This window comes from Streptomyces sp. NPDC055243 (assembly GCF_044544025.1).
Lineage (GTDB): Bacteria > Actinomycetota > Actinomycetes > Streptomycetales > Streptomycetaceae > Streptomyces.
This window is the reverse complement of sequence record NZ_JBITWR010000023.1, coordinates 25947-52270: the sequence shown is the minus strand read 5'-3', so window position 1 is coordinate 52270 and position 26324 is coordinate 25947. Positions and strand designations below refer to the sequence as shown.

Below are 26324 nucleotides of genomic sequence, written 5' to 3'. Positions count from 1 at the left end.
CCGACAAGGACAGGACACGGTCATACGACGATGAGCCCCCGACCCGGGCCGACGGCCCCCACCGCTGCGGCGCCCACCACCCTGGCGTTCGTGGAGAGCCCCGTACAGCTCCTCAACGTCCTTGAGTGGGCGCATACGGCCGGGGCCACGGGCCCGGCCGGGGGTCTCACCGTCGTCGTCCTCTCCCCGAACGACCCCATGACCCGCGGCCAGCTGCGCCGCATGGCCCAGCTGGCCCGGGACGAGGGCCTGAACGTCCGCTGGGAGGAGGCGCGCGGCGGCGGGGCCGCCCCCTTCCAGACGATCGGCGGCCTGACGGGCTCCCTGCGCGCGGCGGACCGGATCGTCATCGGCGATCCGTTCTCGCGCTACGTACAGCTGCTCCTGACGATCACGCGGGCCCGCTCGCTGGTGGTCGTGGACGACGGCACGGCCACGATGGAGTTCGTGGCCCAACTGGCCGCCGGCGAGCGCCTGGTGCGCTGGCACCGGCGCGGCGGGCGGCCCGGCGCGCGCGACATCGCCTTCGCCCCGATCTCGGCCGCCGCCCGGCGCCGGCTGACGCCCGGCGGCAAGCGCACGGTGGAGGTCTTCTCCTCCATGCCGATCGACTCGGCACCCGCGGGGGTGCGCATCACGGCGAACACCTTCGCCTGGACACGGGAGCGGTTCGGCCCGCCGCGCGTCTCCAAGGGCGCCGACCTGGTCGGCACCTCGCTGGTGGAGACCGGCGTGGTGGACCCCGACCGTTACGTGGAAGCGGTCCGCGGCCTCGCCCGCGCGCACGGCGCCACGCGCTACTTCGCACACCGGCGCGAGAGCTCCGAGAAGCTCCACCGCCTGGCGGTCGAGACGGGACTTCAGGTGGTCCGCCCCGACCTGCCCCTCGAACTGATCGCACGCCGCGGCCCGATCGGCCGCACGATCCTGAGCTTCCCCTCGACGGTGGTGCACACGCTGCCGCTCGCCCTCGCGGGCACCGAGGTCCGGGTCGCGGTGTGCGACATCGACCCGGCCTGGCTGACGGAGAACGCGTCGCCGCGGGCCCAGGGCTTCCTGTCGGGCGTCACGGGCACGGCACGTGACGTGCATCGCCTGGCTTCGGTGGCCTCGGCGCCGACGGCGCGTCGGGGGGCCGCGGCCCCGGCGTGACCAGCGTCTTTCCCCCTGAAAAGCGGGAGAGTTTACCCATCTCAACTAGCGGCTATGCGCCACGCGGCCACTTTTTCTTACCCTATCGGGCTGAACTTTTGTTGATCGTGGGTCAGTTGGCCCGCCCCTCGCCCTACCCTTCAGAGGGTGAACCAACTGATGTCACGAGAGTCCGAGCGAGGGTCCGAGGCCGATCTGCCCGGAGAAGCAGCGGGGGACGCTCCCGGGGAAGCAGTACTCCCCGGTGCGCTCCCGGACGCCTTGCGCACCGAACTCGTCGCCTTCCGGCGCGACTTGCACATGCACCCCGAGCTCGGGAACCAGGAGTTCCGCACGACCGCGGCGCTCAAGGCCCGGCTGGAGCGCGCGGGCCTCAAGCCCCGCGTACTCGACATCGGCACGGGGCTCGTCTGTGACATCGGCACCGAACAGTGGGACGGCGTGCGCCCCATGCTCGCGCTGCGCGCCGACATCGACGCGCTGCCCATCCCGGACACCAAGCTCGGCGTCGCGTATCGCTCCACCGTGCCCGACCGCGCCCACGCCTGCGGGCACGACGTGCACACCACCGTGGTGCTCGGGGCCGGTCTCGTGCTGGCCGACCTCGCCGACCAGGGCCAACTCCCGCAGCCCGTACGGCTGATCTTCCAGCCCGCCGAGGAGGTGCTGCCCGGCGGCGCGCCCGACGCCATCGAGTCGGGCGTCCTGGAGGGCGTCGGCCGCATCATCGGCGTGCACTGCGACCCCCGCGTCGACGCGGGCAAGATCGGCCTGCGGCACGGCGCGATCACCTCCGCCTGCGACCGCCTGGAGGTCTCGCTCGACGGCGCCGGCGGCCACACCGCGCGCCCCCACCTCACCACCGACCTCGTCACGGCCGCGGCCAAGGTCGTCACCGAGGTCCCCGCCCTGGTCGCGCGCCGTATCGACGCCCGCTCGGGGCTCGCGGTGACGTGGGGCCGCATCGAGTCCGGGCACGCCTGCAACGTCATCCCGCAGCACGCCGAACTCTCCGGCACCGTCCGCTGCCTGGACCTCACCGCCTGGCGGAAGGCGCCCGACCTGGTGATCGGCGCGATCCAGGAGATCGCCGACCTCTACCGCGCCAAGTCCGAGGTGAACTACATCCGCGGGGTGCCGCCCGTCGTGAACGACCCGGACGTGACGGATCTGCTGCGGGAGTCCATGGAGCTGCGGCGCGGGCCGCACTCGGTGGAGGACACCGAACAGAGCCTGGGCGGCGAGGACTTCTCCTGGTACCTGGAGCACATGCCCGGCGCCATGGCCCGCCTCGGCGTCCGTCCGCCAGGCGAGCGCACCGTCCGCGATCTGCACCAGGGCGACTTCGACGCGGACGAGTCGGCGATCACGGTGGGCGTCGAGCTCTTCACCGCGGCGGCGCTGCTGGACGGCGCCCGGTAGGTAACCACCGCTATTGGCCGGTTACGGCGGACCCGTTCACTCGGACGTAACCGGCCCTCGGCACGAATAGGTAACGGCAGTGCGAAACCCCGTTCCCCTCGCTTTCTACGCGCGTTACTGTGCGCCGAAATCAGGCCCTTCAAGGGTGCTTTGGGGAACGTAAGGGGTGCGTCCTATGCGTCTTCGTCGAGGATCTCGTGGAACCCGAGGATCGAAGCTCTCCCAAGTGGCCGTAGTGGTGGCGTCCCTCGCCCTCGCGGCCTCAGCGTGCGGCAAGACCAGCAGCGAGGCCTCGCAGGAGGACGACAAGGACGACAAGTCCGGCTCGTCCTCGAAGTACGACGCCAAGGGCGTCGGCCTCGCGTACGACATCGGAGGCCAGGGCGACCAGTCGTTCAACGACGCCGCGTACGCCGGATACGCCAAGGCCCGCAAGGACTTCAAGATCGGCGGCGTGGACATGGAGCCCGGCGACGGCGAGTCCAGCGCAGACAAGGTGCAGCGCATCGAGCAGCTCGCCAAGCAGGGCTACGACCCGGTGATAGGCGTCGGCTACATCTACGCCCCCGCGATCAAGGAGGCGGCCGAGAAGTTCCCGAAGACCACCTTCGGGATCATCGACGACAACACCGTCAAGGCCGACAACGTCGCCGACCTCGTGTTCCACGAGGAGCAGGGGTCCTACCTGGCGGGCGTCGCCGCCGCGAAGGCGACCAAGGCCGACCACGTCGGCTTCATCGGCGGTGTCGACATCAACCTCATCCACAAGTTCGAGGCCGGCTTCGTGCAGGGCGTGAAGTCCGTCGACCCCAAGATCAAGATCGAGAAGCGGTATCTGACCGAGAAGCCCGAGGACGGCGGCTTCTCCAGCCCCGACAAGGGGCAGAACGCGGCGAGCGGCCAGATCGAGTCGGGCGCCGACGTGCTCTACCACGCGGCCGGGCTCTCCGGGCAGGGCGTGATCCAGGAGGCCGGCTCCCAGAAGGTGTGGGCGATCGGGGTCGACTCCGACCAGTACAAGCAGAAGGCCCTGGCCAAGTACAAGGACTACATCCTCGGCTCGGCCCTCAAGGACGTCGGGGGCGCGGTCTACGACCTGACGAAGTCGGTCGTCGAGGGCAAGCCGATCACGGGCGAGCAGCGCTACGACCTGAAGTCGGGCCGTGTCGGGTTCGCCGACTCGAATCCGAAGTACACGGCCATGAAGGACGTGGTCGCCGCGGTGGAGAAGGCCGAGAAGGACATCGTCGACGGCAAGGTCACGGTGAAGACCACGCCGTAGCCGGTCCTGTGGCAGGTGGGGCGCCCCGTGCGGTGAGGGGCGCCCCACACTGCGTACATGCTCCCGCAACCTCGCGGCCACAGCTCGATAACGGACGGGACAGAAGGGTTCTTATGTCAGGTCTACGCGCGTTACGCTGCGGCGAAATCAGCGCCAGGTGAGGCGCTCGTACGTGCTTGTGCTTGCTTGTACATAAGGAGTTCCTCTCTATGCGCCGGGTTTCGCGAATTGCCGCAGCGGGTGTAGCCACCGCCGCACTCGCCGTCTCCGCCACCGCTTGCGGCGGCACGTCCAGCGACGCCGCCGGTTCCAAGGGCGACGGCAAGAACAAGGGCGTCGCCATCGCGTACGACGTCGGCGGCAAGGGCGACCAGTCCTTCAACGACGCCGCGACCGCCGGCATGGACAAGGCCGCCAAGGACCTGAAGGTCGGCAAGAAGGCCGTCGAGCCGACGGACGGCGAGTCCGACGCCGACAAGGCGCAGCGCCTCACCGAGCTCGCCAAGCAGGGCTACAACCCGGTGATCGGCATCGGCTACGCCTACGCGCCCGCCGTCAAGGAGGTCGCTGCGAAGTTCCCGAAGGTCACCTTCGGCATCGTCGACGACGCCACCATCGACGCGGACAACGTCTCCGACCTGGTCTTCAACGAGGAGCAGTCCTCGTACCTGGCGGGCGTCGCCGCGGCCAAGGCCACCAAGACCAAGACCGTCGGCTTCATCGGCGGCGTGAACAACAACCTGATCCGCAAGTTCGAGGCCGGCTACGTCCAGGGCGTCAAGTCCGTCGACCCGAAGATCAAGATCAAGCGACAGATGCTCACCGAGAAGGCCGAGGACGGCGGCTTCTCCAGCCCGGACAAGGGCAAGGAGGGCGCCAGCGGCCAGATCGAGGACGGCGCCGACGTGGTGTACCACGCGGCCGGCCTCTCGGGTCAGGGCGTCATCGAAGCCGCCGCCGCCGAGAAGGTGTGGGCGATCGGCGTCGACTCCGACCAGTACAAGCAGAAGGCCCTGGACAAGTACAAGAAGTACATCCTCACCTCGGCGACCAAGGACGTCGCCGGAGCGGTGTACAACCTGACCAAGTCGGTCCAGGATGACAACGCCAAGGGCGGCGTGGTCCGTGCGGACCTGAAGTCCGGCGGTGTCGCGCTCGCCGACTCGAACCCCGAGTTCAAGAAGATGAAGGACCTGCAGGCCGCCGTGAAGAAGGCCGAGCAGGACATCATCAGCGGCAAGATCAAGGTCAAGATCACGCTGTAACGGGACTGCGCCTTAACGGCGAAGTCACGGCCGCGGAACGGGGTGTGGGGGACGATGGTTCTCCCGCGCCCCGTTCGCGCGGCCCACTGCTCAACTCCCGTCGAACCAGGGGCGCTACGCGCGTAGGTGGCCCCTTTCCTGAGGATTCCCGAGGAGAGTGCGCCATCGACGCGTCCACCAGCCCTCCGCCCACCGCCAAGGTCTCGGCCGCCCCGGGTGGCACCGCCGTTGAACTCACCGGCATCACCAAGCGATTCCCGGGCGTCGTGGCCAACCACGACATCCGCCTGACCGTCCGCAAGGGCACCGTGCACGCCCTCGTCGGCGAGAACGGCGCGGGCAAGTCGACCCTGATGAAGATCCTCTACGGCATGCAGAAGCCGGACGAGGGCACCATCGCGGTCGACGGCACCCAGGTGACCTTCGCCAGCCCCGCCGACGCCATCGCGCGCGGCATCGGCATGGTCCACCAGCACTTCATGCTCGCCGACCAGCTCACGGTCCTGGAGAACATCGTTCTCGGCAGCGAGAAGCTGCACGGCATCGGCGCCGCGGCCCGCCGCAAGATCGCCGAGATATCCGACCGGTACGGCCTCGGGGTGCGCCCCGACGCGATGGTCGAGGACCTCGGCGTCGCCGACCGCCAGCGCGTGGAGATCCTCAAGGTCCTCTACCGCGGCGCCACCACGCTGATCCTGGACGAGCCGACCGCGGTCCTCGTGCCGCAGGAGGTCGACGCGCTCTTCGACAACCTGCGCGAGCTGAAGTCCGAGGGCCTGTCCGTCATCTTCATCTCCCACAAGCTGGGCGAAGTCCTCTCCGTCGCCGACGACATCACCGTCATCCGGCGCGGCACGACCGTCGGCACGGCGATCCCGTCGGAGACCACCCCGCGCCAGCTCGCCGAGCTGATGGTCGGCAGCGAGCTGCCCACCCCGGAGACGGCCGAGTCGACCGTCACCGAACGGGCGATGATCGAGGTCAAGGAGCTCAAGCTGCTCGCCGACGGCGAGTCGGGCCGCGCCCTCCTCGACGACATCTCCTTCACCATCCACGAGGGCGAGGTCCTTGGCCTCGCGGGCGTCGAGGGCAACGGCCAGACCGAGCTGATCGACGCGCTCATCGGCCTCAAGCACGCCGACTCCGGCGTGATCCGCATGGCGGGCGAGGACATCACCGCCATGGCCACGCGCCACCGCCGCGAGCAGGGCGTCGGCTACATCCCCGAGGACCGCCACCGCCACGGCCTCCTCCTGGAGTCGCCGCTCTGGGAGAACCGCATGCTCGGGCACATCACCGAGAAGCCCAACTCCCGCGGCAAGGGCGGCTTCTGGCTCGACCCCAAGGGCGCGCAGGCCGACACCCGGCGCATCGTCGAGCAGTACGACGTGCGCACCCCCGGCATCGACGTCACGGCGGCCTCCCTCTCCGGCGGCAACCAGCAGAAGCTGATCGTCGGCCGCGAGATGAGCCACAAGCCCCGCTTCCTGATCGCCGCCCACCCCACCCGCGGTGTGGACGTCGGCGCACAGGCCCAGATCTGGGACCAGATCCGCGAGGCCCGCCGCGAAGGACTGGCCGTCCTGCTCATCTCGGCGGACCTGGACGAGCTGATCGGCCTCTCCGACACCCTCCGCGTGATCTACCGCGGGCGGCTCGTCGCCGACGCCGACCCGGCCACCATCACGCCGGAGGAGCTCGGCTCGGCCATGACCGGCGCGGCGTCGGGCCACCTCGAACACGTAGAAGAAGACCCCGAAGAGGGCTCTGCCGGCACTTCAAAGGACGAGGCCCGATGAAGAAGTTCGACAAGGAGCGCGTGCTCCTCGCGGTGGCCGGACCGGTCATCGCCCTTGTCGTGGCCGTGGCGCTGACCTCGGTCGTGCTGCTCGCGTCGGGCAAGAACCCGATCGAGCCGTACACCCTGATGCTGGAGCAGATCAGCTACTCCGACGTCCAGGTCCTGACCATCAACCAGGCCGGGATGTACTACCTGGCCGCGCTCGCGGTGGCCGTCGGCTTCCGCATGAACCTGTTCAACATCGGTGTGGACGGGCAGTACCGCCTCGCCGCGATGACGACCGCCGTCGTCGGCGCGCACGTGGCGCTTCCCGCGCCGCTGCAGATCCCGCTCCTGATGCTGGTCGCCATGCTCACCGGCGCCTTCTGGGCGGGCATCGCGGGCATCCTCAAGACCACCCGCGGGGTCAGCGAGGTCGTCGCGACGATCATGCTCAACGCCATCGCGACGAGCGTCATCGGCTACATGACCCTCACCGACAACTTCGGTGTCCCGGTCGGCAACAACCAGACCACCGGCGAGATGCACGAGTCCGGCTGGTTCCCCGGGATCAGCATGGGCGAGTCCGGCGAGATCTACGGCTTCGTGATCGTCGCCGCGCTCGCCGGTGTCCTGTACTGGCTGGTCCTTGGCCGTACCCGCTTCGGCTTCGACCTGCGCGCCACCGGCGCCTCCACGTCGGCCGCCGCGGCCTCCGGCGTGAACGCCAAGCGCATGGTGCTCAGCGCGATGCTGATCTCCGGCGCGGTCGCCGGCCTCGCGGGCATGCCGATCCTGCTCGGCGACACCCACACCTACAGCCTCAGCTTCCCCGCGGGGCTCGGCTTCACCGGCATCGGCATCGCGCTGCTCGGCCGCAACAACCCGGTCGGCATCGCGTTCGCCGCACTGCTCTGGGCCTTCCTCGACAAGGCGTCGCCCGCTCTCGACTACGCCCAGCCGGTCGCGTACGACAAGGAGATCGCGGTGATCATGCAGGGCCTCATCGTGATCGCGGTCGTCGTCTCCTACGAGGCCGTACGCCGCTGGGGCCTGAGCCGTCAGCAGCGCCGCGTCGGCGAGGAGCTGGCCGCGGCCGCCCGCAACGACAACGGCAACGACGGCAACAACGACACCGTGAAGGAGGTGGCTGCCCGATGAGCACGGCAACCGTGGCCAAGCCCCCGGCCAAGCAGCCCAAGCCGGGCCGCCGCCGCATCTCGCTCCCCGTCCTCCTGCTGATCATCGCGGGCGTCCTCGCCCTCACGTCCGTGGTCCGGCTGATCACCGGCGCGGACGGCATCACCTCCACCGGCCAGATGTCCACCGCGCTGCGGCTCGCCGTGCCGATCGGTCTCGCGGGCCTCGGCGGTCTGTGGGCCGAGCGCGCGGGCGTCGTCAACATCGGCCTGGAGGGCATGCTCATCCTCGGCACCTGGTTCGGCGCGTTCGCCGGATACCAGTGGGGCCCGTGGGTCGGCATCCTGTTCGGCATACTCGGCGGCGCGCTCGGCGGTCTGCTGCACGCGATCGTCACGGTCACCTTCAACGTGAACCACATCGTCTCCGGTGTGGCCCTGAACATCCTCGCGCTCGGCGTCACCCGCTACCTCTCCACCTTCGCCTTCGAGGGCAAGGAGGGCGGTACGTCCAAGCAGTCGCCGCCGGTCGACTCGCTCGGCGAGTTCTCCGTGCCGGGGCTTTCGGACTGGTTGCAGGACCTGAACGAGAAGCACTGGTTCCTCGTCTCGGACCTCGCGGGCCTGCTCGGCGGCCTGTTCACCAACCTCTCGCCGCTCACCGTCATCGCCGTCGCGATGGTGCCGCTGAGCTGGTGGGTCCTGTGGCGCACGTCGTTCGGTCTGCGTCTGCGCTCCTGCGGCGAGAACCCGGTCGCCGCCGAGTCCCTCGGCGTGAACGTCTACAAGTACAAGTACCTGGCAGTGATCATCTCCGGTGGCCTCGCGGGCCTGGGCGGCGCGTTCCTGTCGCTCGTCGCCTCCAACATCTACCTGGAGGGCCAGACCGGCGGGCGCGGCTACATCGGCCTCGCCGCCATGATCTTCGGCAACTGGATGCCGGGCGGACTCGCGCTCGGTGCCGGACTGTTCGGTTACACCGACAGCCTGAAGCTCCGGGGCGGCGGCACGAACGTGCACGCACTGCTCCTGCTGCTCGCGATCCTGCTGGTCATCGGCGCGGCCTACCTCGTATGGCGCAAGCGTTACGTCCCCGCGGCGATCACCGCGGCCGTCTCGGCGCTGATGTTCGCGTGGTACGGCTTGACCGACGAGGTTCCCAACCAGGTCGTCACCGCGACGCCGTACGTCGTCACGCTGCTGGTGCTCTCGCTCTCCGCCCAGCGGCTTCGGATGCCGAAGGCGGACGGACAGCCCTACCGAAAGGGACAAGGAACGTGACCGAGACCGACTGGGACGCGCTGCGGGATGCTGCGCGCGAGGCCATGTCCCGTGCGTACGCGCCCTACTCGGGCTTCCCGGTCGGTGCCGCGGCCCTCGTGGACGACGGCCGCACGGTGTCGGGCTGCAACGTCGAGAACGCGTCGTACGGTCTTGGCCTGTGCGCCGAGTGCGGCCTGGTCTCGCAGCTCCAGCTCACCGGCGGCGGCCGTCTGACGCACTTCACGTGCGTCGACGCCAAGGGCGAGATCCTGATGCCCTGCGGACGCTGCCGCCAGCTGCTCTACGAGTTCGGCGGCCCGACGCTCCTCCTGGAGACGGCCGCGGGCGTCCGGACCCTGGGCGAGATGCTGCCGGACCCGTTCGGCCCGGAGCACCTCAACTGATCGTCGCCCCCTGCCTGTTGCTGTCGCGCGGGCAGGGGGCGACTTCATCTCGCGGCTCTATGCGCGTAGAGTCGCGCTCACCGTTTTAGGCGCAAAGAGGGGTTATGCCATGGACGTCATCTCCGTCATCCGTACGAAGCGGGACCGAGGCGAGCTGAGCGGCGAGCAGATCGACTGGGTCATCGACGCCTACACGCGCGGCGTGGTCGCCGACGAGCAGATGTCGGCGCTCGCCATGGCGATCCTGCTGAACGGCATGAACCGCGGCGAGATCGCCCGCTGGACGGCCGCGATGATCGCGAGCGGCGAGCGCATGGACTTCTCTTCCCTCTCCCGCCCCACGGCCGACAAGCACTCCACGGGCGGCGTCGGCGACAAGATCACGCTGCCGCTCGCCCCGCTGGTCGCCGCGTGCGGCGCCGCGGTCCCGCAGCTGTCGGGCCGGGGTCTTGGCCACACCGGCGGCACGCTGGACAAGCTGGAGTCGATCCCGGGCTGGAAGGCCCTCCTCTCGAACGAGGAGATGCTCTCCGTCCTGGACGGCGTCGGCTCGGTGATCTGCGCGGCGGGCGACGGCCTGGCCCCGGCGGACAAGAAGCTGTACGCGCTGCGGGACGTGACCGGCACGGTGGAGGCCATCCCCCTGATCGCGTCCTCGATCATGTCGAAGAAGATCGCGGAGGGTACGGGCTCGCTGGTCCTGGACGTGAAGGTCGGCACCGGTGCCTTCATGAAGACCCTGGAGGACGCCCGCGAACTGGCCTCCACGATGGTGGGCCTCGGCACGGACCACGGCGTACGCACGGTGGCGCTGCTCACGGACATGTCCACGCCGCTGGGCCTGACGGCGGGCAACGCCCTTGAGGTCCGCGAGTCGGTCGAGGTCCTCGCGGGCGGCGGCCCGGCCGACGTGGTGGAGCTGACCCTGGCCCTGGCGCGGGAGATGCTGGACGCGGCGGGCCTGAAGGACGTGGACCCGGCGAAGGCGCTGGCCGACGGCTCGGCGATGGACGTGTGGCGCCGGATGATCGCGGCCCAGGGCGGCGACCCGGACGCGACGCTCCCGGTGGCCCGCGAGACGCACGTGGTGACGGCGCCGTCGTCGGGCGTCCTGACCCGCCTCGACGCGTACGACGTCGGCGTTGCCGCGTGGCGCCTCGGCGCGGGGCGTGCGCGCAAGGAGGACGTGGTGCAGGCGGGCGCGGGCGTCGAGCTGCACGCGAAGCCGGGCGCTCAGGTCCGCGCGGGGGAGCCGCTCATGACCCTGCACACGGACACCCCCGAGCGCTTCGAGTACGCCTTGCAGGCGGTGGCCGGTTCCTTCGACATCGCCCCCGAGGGCACGGAGTTCTCGGCGTCGCCGATCGTGCTGGACCGCATCGCGTAGGGGTGCGGTGGGGGCGGTCCCCTGCGGGGCTATTCCCCAACCCCGCCCCTTCCCGAAAACCCGCTCTGGCGCGGGGGCCTTGGTGGCCGTCATCACCGGCTCCGCCGAGTTCGTCCTCAAACGCCGGACGGGCTAGAACCATCCAGCTCCGGGCCGGAATGGTTCAGCCCCTCCGGCGTTTGAGGAGCGGGGTCTGGGGCGGAGCCCCAGGTAGGTCCGGCCCGCCGCAGGCGAAGTGGACCTACCGATGAGTTCCGGCCCCCCGGCGAGTCATCCCAACGTGAACCCAGAGACGCAGCCACACCTGACCCTGACCGGAACCCTCGACCGAGAGATCACGCAGCGCCTCTGCGAAGAGGCCCGCGCCACGCTGCAGGCGACCGACGCGGACGTCCTCGTGTGCGACGTGGCGGGCCTCGGCCCGCCCGTCCTCGCCGCAGTGGACGCCCTCGCCCGGCTCCAGCTCACCGCCCGCCGCGCCGGTGGCCGGATCCGCCTGCGGAACCCGGCCCCGCACCTGCGCGAGCTACTCGACCTCGTCGGGCTGCCCATGGAGATCGAGATGGGCCGGCAGGCCGAACAGCGGGAACCACCTGGGCGTGTCCAGGAAGCAGTGGAAGCCCGCGATCCGCCCCTCTGAGATCTCGATGACCTGCACCGCCCACGGCGCGAACCCACCCTTCTCGGGGTCGGGCTTGTAGTGGGCGAAGCCCGGCGTGCCGTTGACGTCGACCGGGAACAGCCTGCTGTCGGCGCAGGAGGCGCCGATGGTCGACATGAAGCCCGTGATGTCCGCCGTGCCGCGCAGCCACAGGTCGAACGGGGGCATCGTCATGATGGCGTCTTCGTGCAGCAGCGCCGTCAGCGCCGCCATGTCGTAGCCCTCGAAGGCCGCGACGTACCGCTCGAGCAGCTTCTGCTGCTCCTCGTCCAGCGGGTCGGAGACCGCCGTGTCGTCGGCCGGGCCCTCGGCCAGCGTCGCCCGCGCCCGCTGCAACGCGCTGTTGACGGAGGCCACCGATGTGTCGAGGAGCTCGGCGGCCTCGCTGGCCTTCCACGCGAGGACCTCGCGCAGGATCAGCACCGCCCGCTGCTTGGGAGGCAGTTGCTGGAGGGCGGCGACGAACGCGAGCCGCACCGACTCCTTCGCCACGGCCGCCTCCGCGGGGTCGCTGACGGACGGCAGCATGCGCGCGTCCGGCATCGGCTCCAGCCACACATTGTCCGGGCGCGGCGTGAGCGCGGCCTGGGCCAGCGGCGCCGCCGCGGTCAGGTCCATGGGACGGGCGCGGCGGTTGCCCGCGTTCAGCATGTCCAGGCAGACGTTCGTCGCGATGCGGTACAGCCACGACCTCAGGCTGGAGCGGCCCTCGAACTTGTCGTAGCTCCGCCAGGCGCGGACCATCGTGTCCTGCACCGCGTCCTCGGCCTCGAAGGCCGAGCCCAGCATGCGATAGCAGTACCCGGTCAGTTCGACCCGGTGCTTCTCCAGCGTGACGTCCAGTTCCGACGTCGTCCCTGCGATGTCCGTCATCCCAACCCACCCCTGCGGCTGCCACGAAAGTCCCAGCACTTTGGAAGCTACCGCAGCCCACTGACAACGGCCCCCGGAGTAGGAAAACCCGCAGGCAGGAGTGGTCGTCCGGGACGGCTCAGTGCGCCGCCACGAGCCCCCGGCGCTGCTGGACCCGGGCCGCGTGCGATCCCCAGACGGTGATCGACACGACGCCGAGCACCGCGAGCAGCCCCAGGCCCACCGTCCCGGCCCAGCCCCCGGAGTGGAAGGCGACCGCGCCGAGCGTGCCGCCCGCGCTGGAGCCCAGGTAGTAAGCGGACTGGTAGAGCGCCGAAGCCTGTGCCCGCCCCGTGGTGGCCGTACGGCTCACGGAGGAGGAGGCGACCGCGTGGCCCGCGAAGAAGCCCGCGGTGATCAGGACGAGCCCGAGCAGCACCATGACCAGCGAGTCGGAGAGGGAGAGCAGCAGGCCGCCCGCCGTCGTGCTCACCGCCAGGTACAGCGCCCCGCGCCTGCCGAGCCGCGCCACCAGCTTCCCCGCGGCGGCCGACGAGACCGTACCGACGAGATAGACCAGGAAGATCGAGCCGATGATGCCCTGCGGGAGCGAGAAGGGCGCCTCGGTGAGGCGGTAGCCGATCACCGTGTAGACCGCGCCGAACACCGTCATGAACAGCGCGCCGATCGCGTACAGCCTGCACAGCAGCGGGTTGGCGAGGTGCGAACGGATCGTCCGGCCAAGCGCCTTGGGGTTGAGCGAGCCCGCGGTGAAGTGGCGCGGCGCGGGCAGCAGCGCGCGGAAGGCGAGCGCGCACAGGACGGCCACGATGCCCACCACGCCCACGGCCACGCGCCAGCCCCAGGCCTGCGCGACCCAGCCCGTGATGACGCGCCCGCTCATGCCGCCGATGGAATTGCCCGCCACGAACATGCCGATCGCCGCGACAAGCGCCTTGGGCCTGACCTCTTCCGCGAGGAAGGCCATCGCGGACGCCGGGAGCCCGGCGAGCGCCGCGCCCTGGACGGCGCGCAGCGCGATGAGCGCGCCCACGGAGGGCGCGAAGGGGACGAGAAGACCCACGACCACCGCGACCGTCAGCGAGACCGTCATCAGCGTCCGCCGCCCGAAGCGCTCGCTGAGCGCGCTCAGCGGCAGTACGAAGAGGGCGAGCGCACCCGTGGCGGCCGACACCGTCCAGCTCGCCGTGCTCGCGCTGACGCCGAAGTCGGCGGAGACGAGGGGGAGCAGCGCCTGTGTGGAGTACAGCAGGGCGAAGGTGGCGACACCCGCGAGGAAGAGGGCGAAGCTCATCCGGCGGTAGCCGGGCCCGCCGGGATTCAGGCGCGTGTCGGTGGCATCGGTGGGAGGGGACGACGGAGGAAGGGCGACCGCGTGGGTGGCGGACGCCCCGCTACTGGCAGGAGGCATGTGTCGAACGTAGGCACACGTGACTCATCCGTCCAATGCATGGAATGGTCATAATCGTTCCCATGGTGCATGAGCGCAGTTCAGAGCGGCGTCTGTCGCAGAGCAGTTACGTAGGAGACACCGGAGCGTTCGCGTCGCTGCCGGCCGAGCTGACCCCCGGGTCCTGGTCCGCGCTGCTCTCGCCCCGGCTCGCGTACTTCGCGGGGGTGGCGCGGACGGAGCACGTGACGCGGGCCGCGCAGGAGATGCAGGTGCCGCAGTCGACGCTGTCGCGCGCGCTGGTGCGCCTGGAACAGGACCTGGGGGTCGACCTGTTCGCGCGGCACGGCCGGACGGTGTCCCTGACCCCGGCGGGCCGTACGTTCCTCGCCTCCGTCGAGCGGGCGCTCGGCGAGGTGGAGCGGGCCGCGGAGTCCGTGCGGGCGGACGCGGACCCGGCGTCGGGCAAGGTGGCCTTCGGGTTCCTGCACACGATGGGCTCGGAGACCGTGCCCGGCCTGATCCGCGCCTTCCGGGCGGACCACCCGAGGGTCCGCTTCAGCCTCGTACAGAACTACGGGGAGGCGATGATCGAGCGGCTTCGGGCGGGGGAGCTCGACCTCTGTCTGACCTCGCCCGTGCCCGACGCTCCCGATCTGGTGGCCCGCCGCCTGGACGAGCAGCGGCTGCGTCTCGTGGTGCCGGACGACCACCGGCTGGCCTCACGGAAGCGGGTGCGGCTCGCGGAGGCGGCGGACGAGGCCTTCGTGACCCTCGAACCCGGCTACGGGCTGCGCCGCATCACGGACGACCTCTGCCAGGAGGCGGGCTTCAAGCCGCGGATCGCGTTCGAGGGGGAGGAGGCGGAGACGCTGCGGGGTCTGGTGGCGGCGGGCCTGGGCGTGGCCCTGCTCCCACCACCGGCCGTTCCCCGCCCGGGAGTCGTGGAGCTGACGGTGACGGGGCAGCGGGCGGTGCGGGAGATCGGCGTGGCCTGGCTGGACGGCCACCCGGACACGCCGCCGGTGGCGGCGTTCAAGAAGTTCCTGCTGGGGCGGCGGGGCCGGTTGCTGCCGGAGTAGCGGCCGTTCCGTGCCGCATCGAATCAGTGCCGCATCGAATCCCCGAACCCCGCGGCCAGCGGCATGCGCAGACCGAGCGGCGGGGGAGCGGCCAACGCGTCCTCCAAGGGGCGGGCGTACGCGTGGCCGAACAGGGAGCCCAGGACGAAGTCCGATGCCAGGGCCTGGACTTCGGACTGGTGCTGCTGCAACCGGTGGCCGTCGGAGTGGACCTCGAACCGGCACACCTCCCGGTTCGCCTTCTTCGCCCGCGCCGCGAGCCGGAACGAAAGCTCGGGATCGGTCCGCTCGTCGTTCGTGCCGTGCACGATCAGGACCCGCCGCCCCACGAGCTGCTTCACCGGCTCGGGGGACGCGGCCACATCGTCCTCGGGCAGCCAAGGGGCCAGCGCCAGAACGGAGTTGACCGCGTCGTGGCCGCTGGCCCGCAGCGCGGCCCGGCCGCCCATGTCCATGCCGACGAGGCAGATGGAGACGTCGCCGTAGAGGCGGACGATCTCGTCCGCCGCCCACTCGGCGTCCCGCGCGAGCTCTGCCTGCGCCCCGTTCCACCCGCGGCAGCGGTAGTGCACGACGTGCGCGGCGAGCCCCTCGCCGCGGCCGTCCTGGGCGAGCTTGCGGCCGAGCGCGCGCACCGCGACCGCGGCGAACGGGGACGGCTTGCGGGCGGAGGTCTCGTGGCCGCCGGGGAGCAGCAGCACCGCGCCACTGACCGCCGAAGGCCGGGTGCCGATCACACGCCCCAGCCTGGCCGCGCGCGCGGAATCGGGCGTCGCTTGCTGTGCCATGACAGAACAGTGTCAGAAGCGATGGTGTACGCCACCCGTCCGCGGGGTCACTGTTACGTATCGACCCATGAGATCCCCCCAGCGATCTACGCGCGTAGGCGCTAGAGTGCCGAGATGACGAGCCAGACCACCACAGCCGGTCAGACGGACCGCGAAACGCCCAGCGCCGAACAGATCCGCCGCGCCCCCAAGGTGCTCCTGCACGACCACCTGGACGGCGGCCTGCGCCCCGGCACCATCGTCGACCTCGCCCGTGAGTCGGGGTACGAGGGGCTGCCCGAGACCGACCCCGACAAGCTGGGGGTCTGGTTCAGGGAAGCCGCCGACTCCGGTTCGCTGCCGCGCTATCTGGAGACCTTCGCCCACACCTGCGCGGTGATGCAGACGAAGGACGCCCTCAAGCGCGTGGCCGCCGAGTGCGCCGAGGACCTCGCCGAGGACGGCGTCGTCTACGCCGAGATCCGGTACGCCCCCGAGCAGCACCTGGAGCAGGGCCTCACCCTCGAAGAGGTCGTCGAGGCCGTCAACGAAGGCTTCCGGGAGGGCGAGCGGCGCGCGAAGGCGAACGGCCACCGCATCCGCGTGGGCGCGCTGCTCACCGCCATGCGGCACGCCGCCCGCGCCCTGGAGATCGCCGAACTCGCCAACCGCTACCGCGATCTGGGCGTCGTCGGCTTCGACATCGCGGGCGCGGAGGCGGGCTTCCCGCCCACCCGCCACCTCGACGCCTTCGAGTACCTCAAGCGCGAGAACAACCACTTCACGATCCACGCGGGCGAGGCCTTCGGCCTCCCGTCGATCTGGCAGGCCCTCCAGTGGTGCGGCGCGGACCGGCTCGGCCACGGCGTGCGGATCATCGACGACATCCAGGTCGCCGACGACGGCACCGTGAAGCTCGGCCGCCTCGCCAGCTACGTGCGCGACAAGCGCATCCCCCTGGAGATGTGCCCCAGCTCGAACCTGCAGACGGGCGCCGCCAGCTCGTACGCCGAGCACCCCATCGGCCTGCTCCGCAAGCTGCACTTCCGGGCCACGGTGAACACCGACAACCGTCTGATGTCCGGCACCAGCATGAGCCGCGAATTCGAGCACCTGGTCGGCACATTCGGCTACACACTCGACGACATGCAGTGGTTCACAGTCAATGCGATGAAATCAGCGTTCATTCCTTTCGATGAACGCCTGGCCATGATCAATGACGTGATCAAGCCCGGATATGCCGAGCTGAAGTCCGAATGGCTGTTCCGTCAGACCGTCTCCACCAGGGCTTCTGCCGACGTGTAACAGAAATTGACGCAATGCGGACGCGGCCGGGAACATTAATTCCCGGCCGCGTTTTTGCTGTTTCGCTGTTTGCGGACCGCCCCTTCACATGTTTACGGTCGTGGGCCGCTCAAAAGTCCCCCTCATCAAGGACGCATTGAAGATGAAGCAGTCTGCCGCCAAGACCCTCGGTGTCGCCGCTCTCGGCGCCGCCTTCGCAGCCGCCGGCGCGGGTGCCGCCAACGCCGCCCCGGCCCTGCCCGACGCCTCGGGCCTGCTGGGCTCCGCCGCCTCCGCGCTCCCCACGAACCAGGTCGCCGAGAACCTGCCCGCCGGTGGCCCCGAGGCCGTCGCCGCGGGCCAGAACGCGCTCGGCAGCACCCTGGAGGCCAGCGCGCCGACCGTCGCCGCGCTCGGCGAGGGTGTGAAGGACGCCTCCGACCGCGGCAAGCCCGCCGCGGGCGACCCGGTCTCCGGGCTGCTCGGTGGCCTGCCGCTCGCCGGCGCCCTGCCCACCCAGGGCCTGCCCACGCAGGGTCTGCCCCTCCAGGGCCTGCCGCTCGGCTGATCCTCGCCGGTCTCCGCGTACGCCGATGGGGCGCACCCTTTCGCAAGGGCGCGCCCCATCGGCGTACGCGTGTGGCGGCGGGGGCCGCCGGATCACCAGGCTGCCTGTCGGGCCTTGCCCTCGGTGGGCAACAGGACCCAGAGCGCTATGTAGAGCAGGAACTGCGGTCCGGGAAGAAGGCACGAGAGCACGAAGATCACGCGCATCGTGGTCGCCGACGTGCCGAAGCGCTTGGCGAGGGCGGCACAGACTCCGCCGATCATCCGGCCGTTCGTGGGGCGGGCAAGGGCGGTCATGGTGGCTCCTTCGTGAACCGTCGGCCTGAGGTCCGGGGGCGTTTCCCCGATGACTCAAAGTTACGTTCACGAAGCGGGCAAAGCGTCACTCTAGGGTGCGATGCCGACCCTGGGAATCGTCGGGGTCGACCCCTGAGAAGCGTCCTCCCGAAGGAGGGTCGCGCGCTGCCCGAAGTCGTTACGGCGACGGAGCCTGGCCCTGACCGCGGGTACCACGGCGAGATGCGCGAGGGCCACGCCCACGGCGTTCAGGAACAGCGAGTCGATGTCGACGACCTGCCCCGGCACCCCGGTCTGGAGCAGTTCGATGCCGAGCGAGATCAGCGCGCCGGCCGCGACCGTACGCACCAGCGAACCCAGCGGCGAGACGTGGACCCGCCCCCCGGCGAGCGGAAGCAGCAGGCCGAGCGGGGCCAGGAGCAGCAGGCTGCCGCCTATCTGCCGGGCGGCCTGCACAGGCCCGAGCGCCAGATCCGCCTTGATGCCGGCGAACGGCTGAAGGTTCGCCGCGCTGACCCAGGGCACGTCCAGTGGACGCAGAGTGAGCCAGCCGACGAACAGAAGATGCGCGACGAGGAGGAATCCTCCTGCCGCACGGAAGCGGATGGCGGGCCCGTGGCCGCCCGAGCCTTGACGCACGCCCCCCAAGACGCGCCCAGCGGCAGGATCGGTTCCGCGCATCTCCTCCCGGTACGCGGCGGTGTCCTGATCGCACAGGGTGACTGTCCTGTTCGGCTACTTCACCGTCTCGGTGGGCGGAGCCACCGTCCCGGGGCGCTGGCGGACCGCCTGGGTGCATTCGTAGCGGCGCAGCGGGTCGTCGCCGGGGCCGCCCATGATCACCTCGCGGTCGTCGCCGGCCGCCGCGCTGTCCGCGAACGTGCACACGATCTGCGCCAGCGCGAACGCCGACAGGTCCTCCGGGGACGTGCTGAACCGCAGCGCGTCCTCGGGGTCCCCCTTCTCGGGGCCGCTGACGACCGTGCCGCCGCGTACGTCGGTCGCGAAGCCCGCCTGCTTCTCCGGGGCCGACGGTGCGTGCGCGAGCTCGTCCAGGAGCGCCTGAGCGATGCGGACCCGGTCGGTCGTCGCCTTGTCGGTGGGGATGCGCACCGACCGGTCGACGGCCACCAGCTGCGCCGCGCACACCAGGAAGACCTGCACGGGGACGCCGCTGGTGGACTGCGAGGCGATGCTCGACCCGGACATCACGCACGGCACCCGGGAAGGGCCGGGCCCGAAGTCCGTCGGCACCTCCGTCGCGCGGATGCCACACCCGGCGAGCGTCGCGGTCAGGGCGGTGGCGAGGAGAGCGGCCCGCAGCCGTCGGCGGTTCATCGCTTCCCTCCCTCGACGGCGTCCGCGTCGTCGTCCGTGCCGTCCGCCGCCTCGTCCTCGGGCAGCAGATCCGAGGGATCGCGCGGCAGCCACAGCGTGAACACCGCACCGCCCTTCGGCGAGTTCGCGGCGGTGATCTCGCCGCCGTGGATGTGGGCGTTCTCCAGGGCGATGGAGAGCCCCAGACCGCTGCCCTCCGAACGCGGCCGGGACGCGCTCGCCTTGTAGAACCGGTCGAAGACGTGCGGCAGTACGTCCTCGGGGATGCCGGGGCCGCCGTCGCGCACCGCGATGACGAGCTTCTCGCCCGCGAGCCGCACCGAGACCTCCACCGGCGAACCACCGTGCTTGAGGGCGTTGCCGATCAGGTTCGCCAGGATCACGTCAAGGCGGCGCGGGTCGAGCCGCACCATGATGCCGCGCTCCGCGTCCAGCTCGACCGCGTCGAGCCAGGCACGGGCGTCGATGCAGGCCGTGATCTGGTCGGCGATGTCGACGTGGTCCAGGACGAGCCTGGCCGTGCCCGCGTCGAAGCGGGTGACCTCCATCAGGTTCTCCACCAGGTCGTTCAGCCGGCGGGTCTCGCTGACCACCAGACGTACGGCGGGCTCGATCATCGGGTCGACGGAACCGGTCTCCGCGTCGAGCTCCTCCTCCAGGACCTCGGTCACCGCGGTGATCGCGGTCAGCGGCGTACGCAGCTCGTGCGACATGTCGGCGACGAAGCGCCGCGACGCCTCGTCACGGGCGCTCATGTCGTCGACCTTCTTCTCCAGGCTCTCGGCGGTCCGGTTGAACGTCCGTGACAGATCGGCCAGTTCATCCGTGCCCGACACCCGAAGGCGCGTGTCCAGCTTGCCCTCGCCGAGCCGCCGCGCCGCGACGCCGAGCCGGTGCACCGGTTTGAGCACGGTGGTCGCCGCGGCCTGCGCGAGCAGCGCGGAACCGATCAGCGCGAGCCCGGTGGCGATCGCGAGCGACCAGCCCAGCGAACTCAGGTCCTTCGCCTCCGGCTCGAGGGACTTGAGCATGTAACCGGTCGGGCCACCGCCGATGACCTTGGCACCGCCCACGAGATACGGGGTGCCGCCGTCCACGGTCCGCTGCCAGTACAGGTGGTAGGGACTCTTGTTGCTGGAGGTGAGCGGCTGTTCCTTGTTCACCGTCTTGCGCAGCGACTTGGGCACGTCGGCGAGCGTGAAGGCGTCCAGGTCGGAGTAGCCCACGATCGTGTCGCCGTCGGCGTCCTTGCCGATCAGGAGCACGCTGTAGCGCTGGCTGCTGTTGGCCATCGTCCCGGCGGCCTGCTGCAGTTCGTCCTGGGTCGGATTGGGCGGCAGCGCGCCTGCGCGGGTCTGCATCTCCTGCTGGAAGTCCTTCAGGGCCGCGTCCTGCGCGCGGGTCAGGACCGCCTCTCGGTTGAGCCAGTACGCGATTCCGGAGGCCGTCACGGCGGCGGTGAGCGCCACCAGGCCGAACACCACGACCAGCCTGAGCCGCAGGCTCGTGAAGCGGAGGCCCGCCATTATCGCCTTGCGCGCCGCGGCCCAACCGCGGAGCTTGTCCTGCGGTTTGGTCACTGAGGAGTGTCCAGCCGGTAGCCGACCCCACGGACCGTACGGATCAGAGTCGGCGAGGACGGCACGTCCTCCACCTTCGCGCGCAGGCGCTGCACACACGCGTCCACGAGCCGGGAGTCGCCGAGGTAGTCGTGCTCCCACACCAGGCGCAGCAACTGCTGCCGCGACAGCGCCTGTCCGGGCCTGCGGCTCAGCTCAAGGAGCAGCCGCAGCTCGGTCGGCGTGAGCTGGAGATCCTCGCCGTTCTTCGTGACGGTCATCGCGGCGCGGTCGATGACGAGCGAACCGAAGGTCGCCGCGTCATTGGCCTCGCGCTCACCGCGCCGCAGGACCGCGCGGATACGGGCGTCGAGCACCCGGCCCTGCACGGGTTTCACGACATAGTCGTCGGCACCGGACTCCAGCCCGACGACCACGTCGATGTCATCGCTGCGCGCGGTCAGCAGGATGATCGGCAACTGGTCGGTGCGCCGGATGCGACGGCACACCTCGAACCCGTCGATGCCCGGCAGCATCACATCCAGCACGATCAGGTCCGGCCGCTGCTCACTGAGCAGCTTCAGGCCGTCCTCGCCGGTGGCAGCAGTAGCCACCCGATGCCCTTGGCGGGTGAGCGAAAGCTCAAGGGCCGTACGGATGGCGTCGTCGTCCTCGATCAGCAACAGGGAAGGCACGGACGTCATTCTGTCCCATGGCAAGGCCACAGTTCGACTGTTGGAGCGCTCCCACACTTCTCCCCTACACATAGAAGGGCTGTTGCAGGCCTGTGACAGTCGGCGGACACCGTCATGAAGTGGGTCCGGCAGAGTTTTGGTCACACGGAAGAAGCCGGACTCCACCGACGGGGGGCGCGAGATGAACACACTGCACAGCACCAGCTCAAGCGCAGTTATCACGCGTCTCCACGACGTGATCCGGACTGCCGAGAGGCACGAGAAGTCCGGTGCCGTGAGCGGGCGGGGGTGCGCTCGCGGCACCGGGCGTCAGCACACCGCGTACATGACGGTGGTTGACGCGTTCCGGGGGGAAACCCACGGGAGCGACGGGGGAACCGATGGGGGGGCTCACGGGGGAGCCGCGTACAGGGAGGACACGGGGGAGCGCACATCCGCGTCGGAGGCGGAGTTCACCGCCTACGTCCAGGAGCGTCGTGCCTCCCTGTACGCAACCGCCTATCACCTGACCGGTGACCGTTTCGAGGCCGAGGACCTGCTCCAGAGCGCCCTCTTCTCGACGTACCGGGCCTGGGACAGGATCAGCGACAAGGCCGCGGTCGGCGGATACCTCCGCCGCACCATGACCAACCTGCACATCAGCGCCTGGCGGCGCCGCAAGCTCAACGAATACCCGACCGAGGAGCTGCCGGAGACGGCGGGCGACACGGACGCGATGCGTGGCACCGAACTCCGTGCGGTTCTCTGGCAGGCCCTGGCCCGCCTCCCCGAACTTCAGCGGACGATGCTGGTCCTGCGCTACTACGAGGGCCGCACGGACCCCGAGATCGCGGACATCCTCGACATCAGTGTGGGCACGGTGAAGTCCAGCATCTGGCGCTCCCTGCGCCGGATGCGCGAGGACGAGGTCCTCAGCTTCGGCCGTGACCAGGAAGAGTCCTTCGGCGAGTTGGTCGCCTAGGGATCACGGGGGCCGCCGCTCCCGGGGGGAGGCGGCGGTTGGAGGGGGATCCGGGGGGATCCACGGGGGAAAACGGGGATCACGGGGGAAACAGGCAGCAGGACCGGAAGGCCGGGGGGTCTTTCCGGTCCTTCTGCTTTTGGTACGCGGTCTCTTCGTACGTGGAGCCCCGTGGAGCTACGCGGCGTCCGCGCGAGCCTTGACGCACCGGCCGGCGGCAGCGGCGGCGACGCGCCCCAACGCCTCGTCCTTCCCGCAGGGGTGAGCGCCCAGCGCGGTCTGCCGGGCGACGATGGCCCGCTCGGCGCGCATCAGCCGCCAGCCGCGCCGCAGCAGGAACGCCACGGACTTGCGGCCCTCGCGCAGATCCCGCAGCAGCCGCCGCCGGAAGGTCGTCGACGGCCGGCCCCGCAGACAGATCGCGTCGGCGAGCACGCCGATCTCCCGGCACCGGCCCACGATGTCCGCCGCGAAGATGCCCTCCGCGATGAAGAGGGGCGTGCGCTCGATGTCCATCGCGCTCTCGCCCGTACGCGAGCTGGTGGCGATGTCGTAGACGGGGACGCGCGTACGTCCCGTGCGGCACAGCTGCTCGATGGCGGCGACGGCGACGTCCGTGTCCCAGGATGCGGGGGAGTCCCAGTCGATGTCGGTGCTGCCGGGGACCAGTGGAAGCGTCGGGTCGCCGGCTTCCTTGTAGAAGTCGTCGAGGCACAGGACGGGCAGTCCGGAGCGGGTGGCGAACGACGACTTGCCTGAGCCCGAGGGACCGGCGAGCAGCACGACTCGGGTGGGTATCGGGGGATGGGAACTCACGAGAGAACAGTGTGCTGCATTGGGCCGCTCAGATGACCCGACGGGTAGGGCTTTGGTGCCCGCACCATCACTCAACTACTCTACGTGGGCATCTGATTACTCAAGAGGATACGGGCGGTACCCATGGCACGGCACGCAACAGCCTCCAAGAACCTCTCCCGAGCCCTCCTGCGCGCGGGTCTGACGGTCACCGTCGCGGGCGCGGCGCTCGGCATCGGCGGGGCGGCGACGGCGAACGCCGCACCCGCGCCCGCCGCCCCCGCGTCCGACAACCTGCCGGCGGCCGGTGAGGGAGTGCTCCGGGCGGTGGAGGAGGTCGCCGCGGGCGGGATCGGCCCCACCAAGGACCTCAAGCTCAACCCGCTCGCCGGGACCGGCGTGGACCCGCTGGACAACGCGGTGGGCACCCGGATCGCGGACTTCAAGCCGGTCTCGACGGCGCCGCTGACCGCGCCGCTGGCCAAGGGCGGCTCGCTGAACGACCTGCCGGTGGTGAGCTCGGCCGCGGCGCTGCTGCCCGGCTAGCCCCGGCGGCGTACCGACGTGGCGAAGCCCCGGACCTCCTGGACGGAGGAGGACCGGGGCTTCGCCGTGCGGGGAGTGGCTCGGTGCGGCAGGCCTCAGTACGAGGAGCCGGACGCGCCCAGCGAACCCGTGGGGTGCCAGACCGTCTTGGTCTCCAGGAAGGCCGTCAGGCGGTGCGTGCCCGGATCGGCCGACCAGTCCACAGGCTGTGGACGGACGACGCGCTTGAGGTTGTCCGCCGCGGCGACCTCGAGATCCTTGGCCAGGGTCTCGTCCTCGACGCCCGCGAGGTCGATCGCGTTCACGTCCTGGTGGGCGGCGAGCGACGGGGTGATCTCCGCCGTCCTGCCCGACAGGATGTTCACGACGCCGCCCGGCAGGTCGGAGGTGGCGAGCACCTCGCCCAGCGAGAGCGCGGGCAGCGGGGAGTCCTCGCTCGCGATCACCACGGCCGTGTTGCCCGTCGCGATCACCGGGGCGATGACGGACACCAGGCCCAGGAACGACGACTTCTGCGGGGCGACGACCGTCACCACGCCCGTCGGCTCGGGCGAGGAGAGGTTGAAGAAGGGGCCCGCGACGGGGTTTCCGCCGCCCACGATCTGGGCGATCTTGTCGGTCCAGCCCGCGTACCAGACCCAGCGGTCGATCGCCGCGTCCACCACGGCGGCGGCCTTGGACTTCGACAGGCCCTCGGCCTCGGCGACCTCACGGACGAACTGGTCCTTGCGGCCCTCCAGCATCTCCGCGACGCGGTAGAGGATCTGGCCGCGCAGATAGGCCGTCTTGCCCGCCCAGGAGCCCTGCGCCTTGCGCGCGGCCACGACCGCGTCACGCGCGTCCTTGCGGGACGAGAGCGGGGCGTTGGCCAGCCACTTGTTCTTGGAGTCCGTCACCTCGTACACCCGGCCGCTCTCGGAACGCGGGAACTTCCCGCCGACGTACAGCTTGTAGGTCTTCAAGACCGTGAGTCGATCAGACATCGAGGTACGCCTCCAGGCCGTGGCGACCGCCCTCGCGGCCGTAACCCGATTCCTTGTAGCCGCCGAAGGGCGAGGTCGGGTCGAACTTGTTGAACGTGTTGGCCCAGATGACGCCCGCGCGCAGGCGATCGGCGACCGCGAGGATGCGGGAGCCCTTCTCCGTCCAGATGCCGGCGGAGAGGCCGTACTGCGTGTTGTTGGCCTTGGCGACGGCCTCTTCCGGCGTACGGAAGGTGAGGACCGAGAGCACCGGGCCGAAGATCTCGTCGCGGGCGACGGTGTGCGCCTGCGTGACGTTCGTGAAGAGCGTCGGCGCGAACCAGTAGCCGGACGAGGGCAGTTCGCACGGGGCGGACCAGCGCTCGGCGCCCTCCGCCTCGCCCGTCTCGGTGAGCGCGGTGATGCGGGCGAGCTGCTCGGCGGAGTTGATCGCGCCGATGTCGGTGTTCTTGTCGAGCGGGTCGCCCAGGCGCAGGGTCGTCAGACGCCGCTTGAGGGCGTCGAGCACCTCGTCCTGGACCGACTCCTGTACGAGGAGGCGCGATCCGGCGCAGCAGACCTGGCCCTGGTTGAAGAAGATGCCGGTGACGATGCCCTCGACGGCCTGGTCGATGGGGGCGTCGTCGAAGACGATGTTCGCGCCCTTGCCGCCCAGTTCGAGCGTGACCTTCTTGTCCGTGCCCGCGACCTGGCGTGCGATGGCCTTGCCGACGGCGGTCGAGCCGGTGAAGGCGACCTTGTTCACGTCCGGGTGGGCGGTCAGGGCCGCGCCCGCGTCGCCGTACCCGGGAAGGATGTTGACGACGCCCTTGGGCAGGCCCGCCTGGCGGCAGATGTCCGCGAAGAAGAGCGCGGAGAGGGGAGTCGTCTCGGCGGGCTTCAGGACGACCGTGTTGCCCGTCGCGAGCGCCGGGGCGATCTTCCACGCCAGCATCAGGAGCGGGAAGTTCCACGGGATGACCTGGCCCGCGACGCCGAGCGGCCTCGGGTCCGCGCCGTACCCCGCGTGGTCGAGCTTGTCGGCCCAGCCCGCGTAGTAGAAGAAGTGCGCGGCGACCAGGGGGAGGTCGGCGTCGCGCGTCTCCTTGATGGGCTTTCCGTTGTCGAGGGTCTCCAGGACGGCCAGTTCGCGGCTGCGCTCCTGGATGATCCGCGCGATGCGGAAGAGGTACTTGGCGCGCTCGGCGCCCGGAAGCGCCGACCACTTCTCGAAGGCCTTGCGGGCGGCCTTCACCGCGCGGTCGACGTCCTCGGACGAGGCCTGCGCGACTTCGGAGAGGACCTCTTCGGTGGAGGGCGAGACGGTCTTGAAGACCTTGCCGTCCGCCGCCTCCACGAACTCGCCGTCGATGAACAGGCCGTACGACGGCGCGATGTCGACGACGGAGCGGGACTCCGGTGCGGGGGCGTACTCAAAGCGTGGGGAAGTCAT

26 protein-coding genes are annotated in these 26324 nt (G+C 70.4%); 15 read left to right on the top strand and 11 right to left on the bottom strand.

Translation table 11 applies throughout. The features are described 5' to 3' along the window. Positions 1 to 30: 30 nt before the first annotated feature. From ACIGXX_RS40135 to ACIGXX_RS40090, 10 genes are all read left to right on the top strand, one after another. The gene (locus ACIGXX_RS40135; protein WP_351170780.1) at positions 31 to 1152 is read left to right on the top strand and encodes a hypothetical protein; all 1122 of its coding nucleotides are present in this window, start codon (positions 31 to 33) and stop codon (positions 1150 to 1152) included. Positions 1153 to 1311: 159 nt separating this feature from the next. Further along, entirely contained in the window at positions 1312 to 2574 is a 1263-nt protein-coding gene (locus ACIGXX_RS40130) for a M20 family metallopeptidase (protein ID WP_351170777.1), read from the top strand. 175 nt (positions 2575 to 2749) lie between these two features. After that, a complete protein-coding gene (locus tag ACIGXX_RS40125; RefSeq protein ID WP_366462369.1) occupies positions 2750 to 3856 on the top strand; it encodes a BMP family ABC transporter substrate-binding protein in 1107 nt (368 codons plus the stop codon). Positions 3857 to 4065: 209 nt separating this feature from the next. Beyond that, positions 4066 to 5121, top strand: a complete 1056-nt coding sequence (locus ACIGXX_RS40120; RefSeq protein WP_351170771.1) for a BMP family ABC transporter substrate-binding protein — start codon at positions 4066 to 4068, stop codon at positions 5119 to 5121. A gap of 164 nt (positions 5122 to 5285) precedes the next feature. Further along, positions 5286 to 6920, top strand: a complete 1635-nt coding sequence (locus tag ACIGXX_RS40115) for an ABC transporter ATP-binding protein (RefSeq protein WP_361471986.1) — start codon at positions 5286 to 5288, stop codon at positions 6918 to 6920. Continuing rightward, complete coding sequence (locus tag ACIGXX_RS40110; protein ID WP_351170768.1) at positions 6917 to 8062, top strand: ABC transporter permease; 1146 nt, start codon at positions 6917 to 6919, stop codon at positions 8060 to 8062. The genes ACIGXX_RS40115 and ACIGXX_RS40110 overlap by 4 nt, the downstream gene beginning before the upstream one ends. Continuing rightward, complete coding sequence (locus ACIGXX_RS40105; RefSeq protein ID WP_351170765.1) at positions 8059 to 9321, top strand: ABC transporter permease; 1263 nt, start codon at positions 8059 to 8061, stop codon at positions 9319 to 9321. Before ACIGXX_RS40110 ends, ACIGXX_RS40105 begins: the two co-directional genes overlap by 4 nt. Continuing rightward, entirely contained in the window at positions 9318 to 9707 is a 390-nt protein-coding gene (locus ACIGXX_RS40100) for a cytidine deaminase (protein ID WP_361471953.1), read from the top strand. The genes ACIGXX_RS40105 and ACIGXX_RS40100 overlap by 4 nt, the downstream gene beginning before the upstream one ends. 109 nt (positions 9708 to 9816) lie before the next feature. Continuing rightward, a complete protein-coding gene (locus tag ACIGXX_RS40095) occupies positions 9817 to 11094 on the top strand; it encodes a thymidine phosphorylase (protein WP_361471956.1) in 1278 nt (425 codons plus the stop codon). A 280-nt stretch (positions 11095 to 11374) separates the two neighbouring features. Beyond that, on the top strand, positions 11375 to 11734 hold the full coding sequence (locus ACIGXX_RS40090; protein WP_351170756.1) for an STAS domain-containing protein: 360 nt from the start codon (positions 11375 to 11377) through the stop codon (positions 11732 to 11734). Here ACIGXX_RS40090 and ACIGXX_RS40085 read toward each other — a convergent pair. Continuing rightward, positions 11621 to 12628, bottom strand: a complete 1008-nt coding sequence (locus ACIGXX_RS40085; protein WP_351170753.1) for a sigma-70 family RNA polymerase sigma factor — start codon at positions 12626 to 12628, stop codon at positions 11621 to 11623. The genes ACIGXX_RS40090 and ACIGXX_RS40085 overlap by 114 nt on opposite strands. 118 nt (positions 12629 to 12746) lie before the next feature. After that, positions 12747 to 14039, bottom strand: a complete 1293-nt coding sequence (locus ACIGXX_RS40080; protein WP_351170750.1) for an MFS transporter — start codon at positions 14037 to 14039, stop codon at positions 12747 to 12749. 62 nt (positions 14040 to 14101) lie between these two features. On the opposite strand from ACIGXX_RS40080, the gene ACIGXX_RS40075 reads away from it, so the two are divergent. After that, positions 14102 to 15100 (top strand): LysR family transcriptional regulator, encoded by a 999-nt coding sequence (locus ACIGXX_RS40075; protein WP_366462373.1) that lies wholly within the window; start codon positions 14102 to 14104, stop codon positions 15098 to 15100. Positions 15101 to 15123: 23 nt separating this feature from the next. On the opposite strand, the gene ACIGXX_RS40070 is transcribed toward ACIGXX_RS40075, so the two are convergent. Then, on the bottom strand, positions 15124 to 15888 hold the full coding sequence (locus ACIGXX_RS40070; protein WP_351170744.1) for a prolyl oligopeptidase family serine peptidase: 765 nt from the start codon (positions 15886 to 15888) through the stop codon (positions 15124 to 15126). Between the two features lie 114 nt (positions 15889 to 16002). Here ACIGXX_RS40070 and ACIGXX_RS40065 point away from each other — a divergent pair, with 114 nt between their 5' ends. Together ACIGXX_RS40065 and ACIGXX_RS40060 are read left to right on the top strand one after the other, a co-directional pair. Beyond that, on the top strand, positions 16003 to 17172 hold the full coding sequence (locus ACIGXX_RS40065; protein WP_399983499.1) for an adenosine deaminase: 1170 nt from the start codon (positions 16003 to 16005) through the stop codon (positions 17170 to 17172). Positions 17173 to 17314: 142 nt separating this feature from the next. Continuing rightward, positions 17315 to 17719 carry an ATP-binding protein gene (locus ACIGXX_RS40060; protein WP_351170738.1) on the top strand — a complete coding sequence of 135 codons (405 nt, stop codon included), beginning with the start codon at positions 17315 to 17317 and terminating at the stop codon, positions 17717 to 17719. Positions 17720 to 17811: 92 nt separating this feature from the next. Here the strand turns inward: ACIGXX_RS40060 and ACIGXX_RS40055 are convergent, their stop codons facing one another. The 5 genes from ACIGXX_RS40055 to afsQ1 all read right to left on the bottom strand — a co-directional run bounded on the left by ACIGXX_RS40055 (position 17812) and on the right by afsQ1 (position 21607). Further along, the gene (locus ACIGXX_RS40055; protein WP_344523558.1) at positions 17812 to 18015 is read right to left on the bottom strand and encodes a PspC domain-containing protein; all 204 of its coding nucleotides are present in this window, start codon (positions 18013 to 18015) and stop codon (positions 17812 to 17814) included. A 90-nt stretch (positions 18016 to 18105) separates the two neighbouring features. After that, the gene (locus tag ACIGXX_RS40050; protein WP_383819992.1) at positions 18106 to 18654 is read right to left on the bottom strand and encodes a VanZ family protein; all 549 of its coding nucleotides are present in this window, start codon (positions 18652 to 18654) and stop codon (positions 18106 to 18108) included. A 96-nt stretch (positions 18655 to 18750) separates the two neighbouring features. Then, positions 18751 to 19353 (bottom strand): hypothetical protein, encoded by a 603-nt coding sequence (locus tag ACIGXX_RS40045; protein WP_399983494.1) that lies wholly within the window; start codon positions 19351 to 19353, stop codon positions 18751 to 18753. Beyond that, complete coding sequence (locus ACIGXX_RS40040) at positions 19350 to 20933, bottom strand: HAMP domain-containing sensor histidine kinase (RefSeq protein ID WP_351170729.1); 1584 nt, start codon at positions 20931 to 20933, stop codon at positions 19350 to 19352. The genes ACIGXX_RS40045 and ACIGXX_RS40040 overlap by 4 nt, the downstream gene beginning before the upstream one ends. Then, positions 20930 to 21607 (bottom strand): two-component system response regulator AfsQ1, encoded by a 678-nt coding sequence (afsQ1, locus tag ACIGXX_RS40035; RefSeq protein ID WP_030562528.1) that lies wholly within the window; start codon positions 21605 to 21607, stop codon positions 20930 to 20932. The genes ACIGXX_RS40040 and afsQ1 overlap by 4 nt, the downstream gene beginning before the upstream one ends. A gap of 181 nt (positions 21608 to 21788) precedes the next feature. Between afsQ1 and ACIGXX_RS40030 the strand changes: the two genes are divergently transcribed. Beyond that, a complete protein-coding gene (locus ACIGXX_RS40030; protein ID WP_351170726.1) occupies positions 21789 to 22568 on the top strand; it encodes a SigE family RNA polymerase sigma factor in 780 nt (259 codons plus the stop codon). Between the two features lie 177 nt (positions 22569 to 22745). Here ACIGXX_RS40030 and ACIGXX_RS40025 read toward each other — a convergent pair whose 3' ends face one another. Then, positions 22746 to 23384, bottom strand: coding sequence for an ATP-binding protein (locus ACIGXX_RS40025; protein ID WP_351170724.1), 639 nt, complete (start codon positions 23382 to 23384; stop codon positions 22746 to 22748). A gap of 123 nt (positions 23385 to 23507) precedes the next feature. Here ACIGXX_RS40025 and ACIGXX_RS40020 point away from each other — a divergent pair, with 123 nt between their 5' ends. Next, on the top strand, positions 23508 to 23909 hold the full coding sequence (locus ACIGXX_RS40020) for a hypothetical protein (protein ID WP_351170722.1): 402 nt from the start codon (positions 23508 to 23510) through the stop codon (positions 23907 to 23909). A gap of 95 nt (positions 23910 to 24004) precedes the next feature. Here the strand turns inward: ACIGXX_RS40020 and ACIGXX_RS40015 are convergent, their stop codons facing one another. Next, entirely contained in the window at positions 24005 to 24892 is an 888-nt protein-coding gene (locus ACIGXX_RS40015) for an aldehyde dehydrogenase family protein (protein ID WP_351170720.1), read from the bottom strand. Next, complete coding sequence (locus ACIGXX_RS40010; protein WP_351170718.1) at positions 24885 to 26324, bottom strand: aldehyde dehydrogenase family protein; 1440 nt, start codon at positions 26322 to 26324, stop codon at positions 24885 to 24887. The genes ACIGXX_RS40015 and ACIGXX_RS40010 overlap by 8 nt, the downstream gene beginning before the upstream one ends.

Coding starts and splice junctions, on each gene's coding strand:
- ACIGXX_RS40135 (WP_351170780.1), top strand. CDS start 31: ATGAGCCCCCGACCCGGGCCGACGGCCCCCACCGCTGCGGCGCCCACC.
- ACIGXX_RS40130 (WP_351170777.1), top strand. CDS start 1,312: ATGTCACGAGAGTCCGAGCGAGGGTCCGAGGCCGATCTGCCCGGAGAA.
- ACIGXX_RS40125 (WP_366462369.1), top strand. CDS start 2,750: ATGCGTCTTCGTCGAGGATCTCGTGGAACCCGAGGATCGAAGCTCTCC.
- ACIGXX_RS40120 (WP_351170771.1), top strand. CDS start 4,066: ATGCGCCGGGTTTCGCGAATTGCCGCAGCGGGTGTAGCCACCGCCGCA.
- ACIGXX_RS40110 (WP_351170768.1), top strand. CDS start 6,917: ATGAAGAAGTTCGACAAGGAGCGCGTGCTCCTCGCGGTGGCCGGACCG.
- ACIGXX_RS40105 (WP_351170765.1), top strand. CDS start 8,059: ATGAGCACGGCAACCGTGGCCAAGCCCCCGGCCAAGCAGCCCAAGCCG.
- ACIGXX_RS40095 (WP_361471956.1), top strand. CDS start 9,817: ATGGACGTCATCTCCGTCATCCGTACGAAGCGGGACCGAGGCGAGCTG.
- ACIGXX_RS40085 (WP_351170753.1), bottom strand. CDS start 12,628: ATGACGGACATCGCAGGGACGACGTCGGAACTGGACGTCACGCTGGAG.
- ACIGXX_RS40080 (WP_351170750.1), bottom strand. CDS start 14,039: ATGCCTCCTGCCAGTAGCGGGGCGTCCGCCACCCACGCGGTCGCCCTT.
- ACIGXX_RS40075 (WP_366462373.1), top strand. CDS start 14,102: ATGGTGCATGAGCGCAGTTCAGAGCGGCGTCTGTCGCAGAGCAGTTAC.
- ACIGXX_RS40070 (WP_351170744.1), bottom strand. CDS start 15,888: ATGGCACAGCAAGCGACGCCCGATTCCGCGCGCGCGGCCAGGCTGGGG.
- ACIGXX_RS40065 (WP_399983499.1), top strand. CDS start 16,003: ATGACGAGCCAGACCACCACAGCCGGTCAGACGGACCGCGAAACGCCC.
- ACIGXX_RS40060 (WP_351170738.1), top strand. CDS start 17,315: ATGAAGCAGTCTGCCGCCAAGACCCTCGGTGTCGCCGCTCTCGGCGCC.
- ACIGXX_RS40055 (WP_344523558.1), bottom strand. CDS start 18,015: ATGACCGCCCTTGCCCGCCCCACGAACGGCCGGATGATCGGCGGAGTC.
- ACIGXX_RS40045 (WP_399983494.1), bottom strand. CDS start 19,353: ATGAACCGCCGACGGCTGCGGGCCGCTCTCCTCGCCACCGCCCTGACC.
- ACIGXX_RS40030 (WP_351170726.1), top strand. CDS start 21,789: ATGAACACACTGCACAGCACCAGCTCAAGCGCAGTTATCACGCGTCTC.
- ACIGXX_RS40020 (WP_351170722.1), top strand. CDS start 23,508: ATGGCACGGCACGCAACAGCCTCCAAGAACCTCTCCCGAGCCCTCCTG.
- ACIGXX_RS40015 (WP_351170720.1), bottom strand. CDS start 24,892: ATGTCTGATCGACTCACGGTCTTGAAGACCTACAAGCTGTACGTCGGC.
- ACIGXX_RS40010 (WP_351170718.1), bottom strand. CDS start 26,324: ATGACTTCCCCACGCTTTGAGTACGCCCCCGCACCGGAGTCCCGCTCC.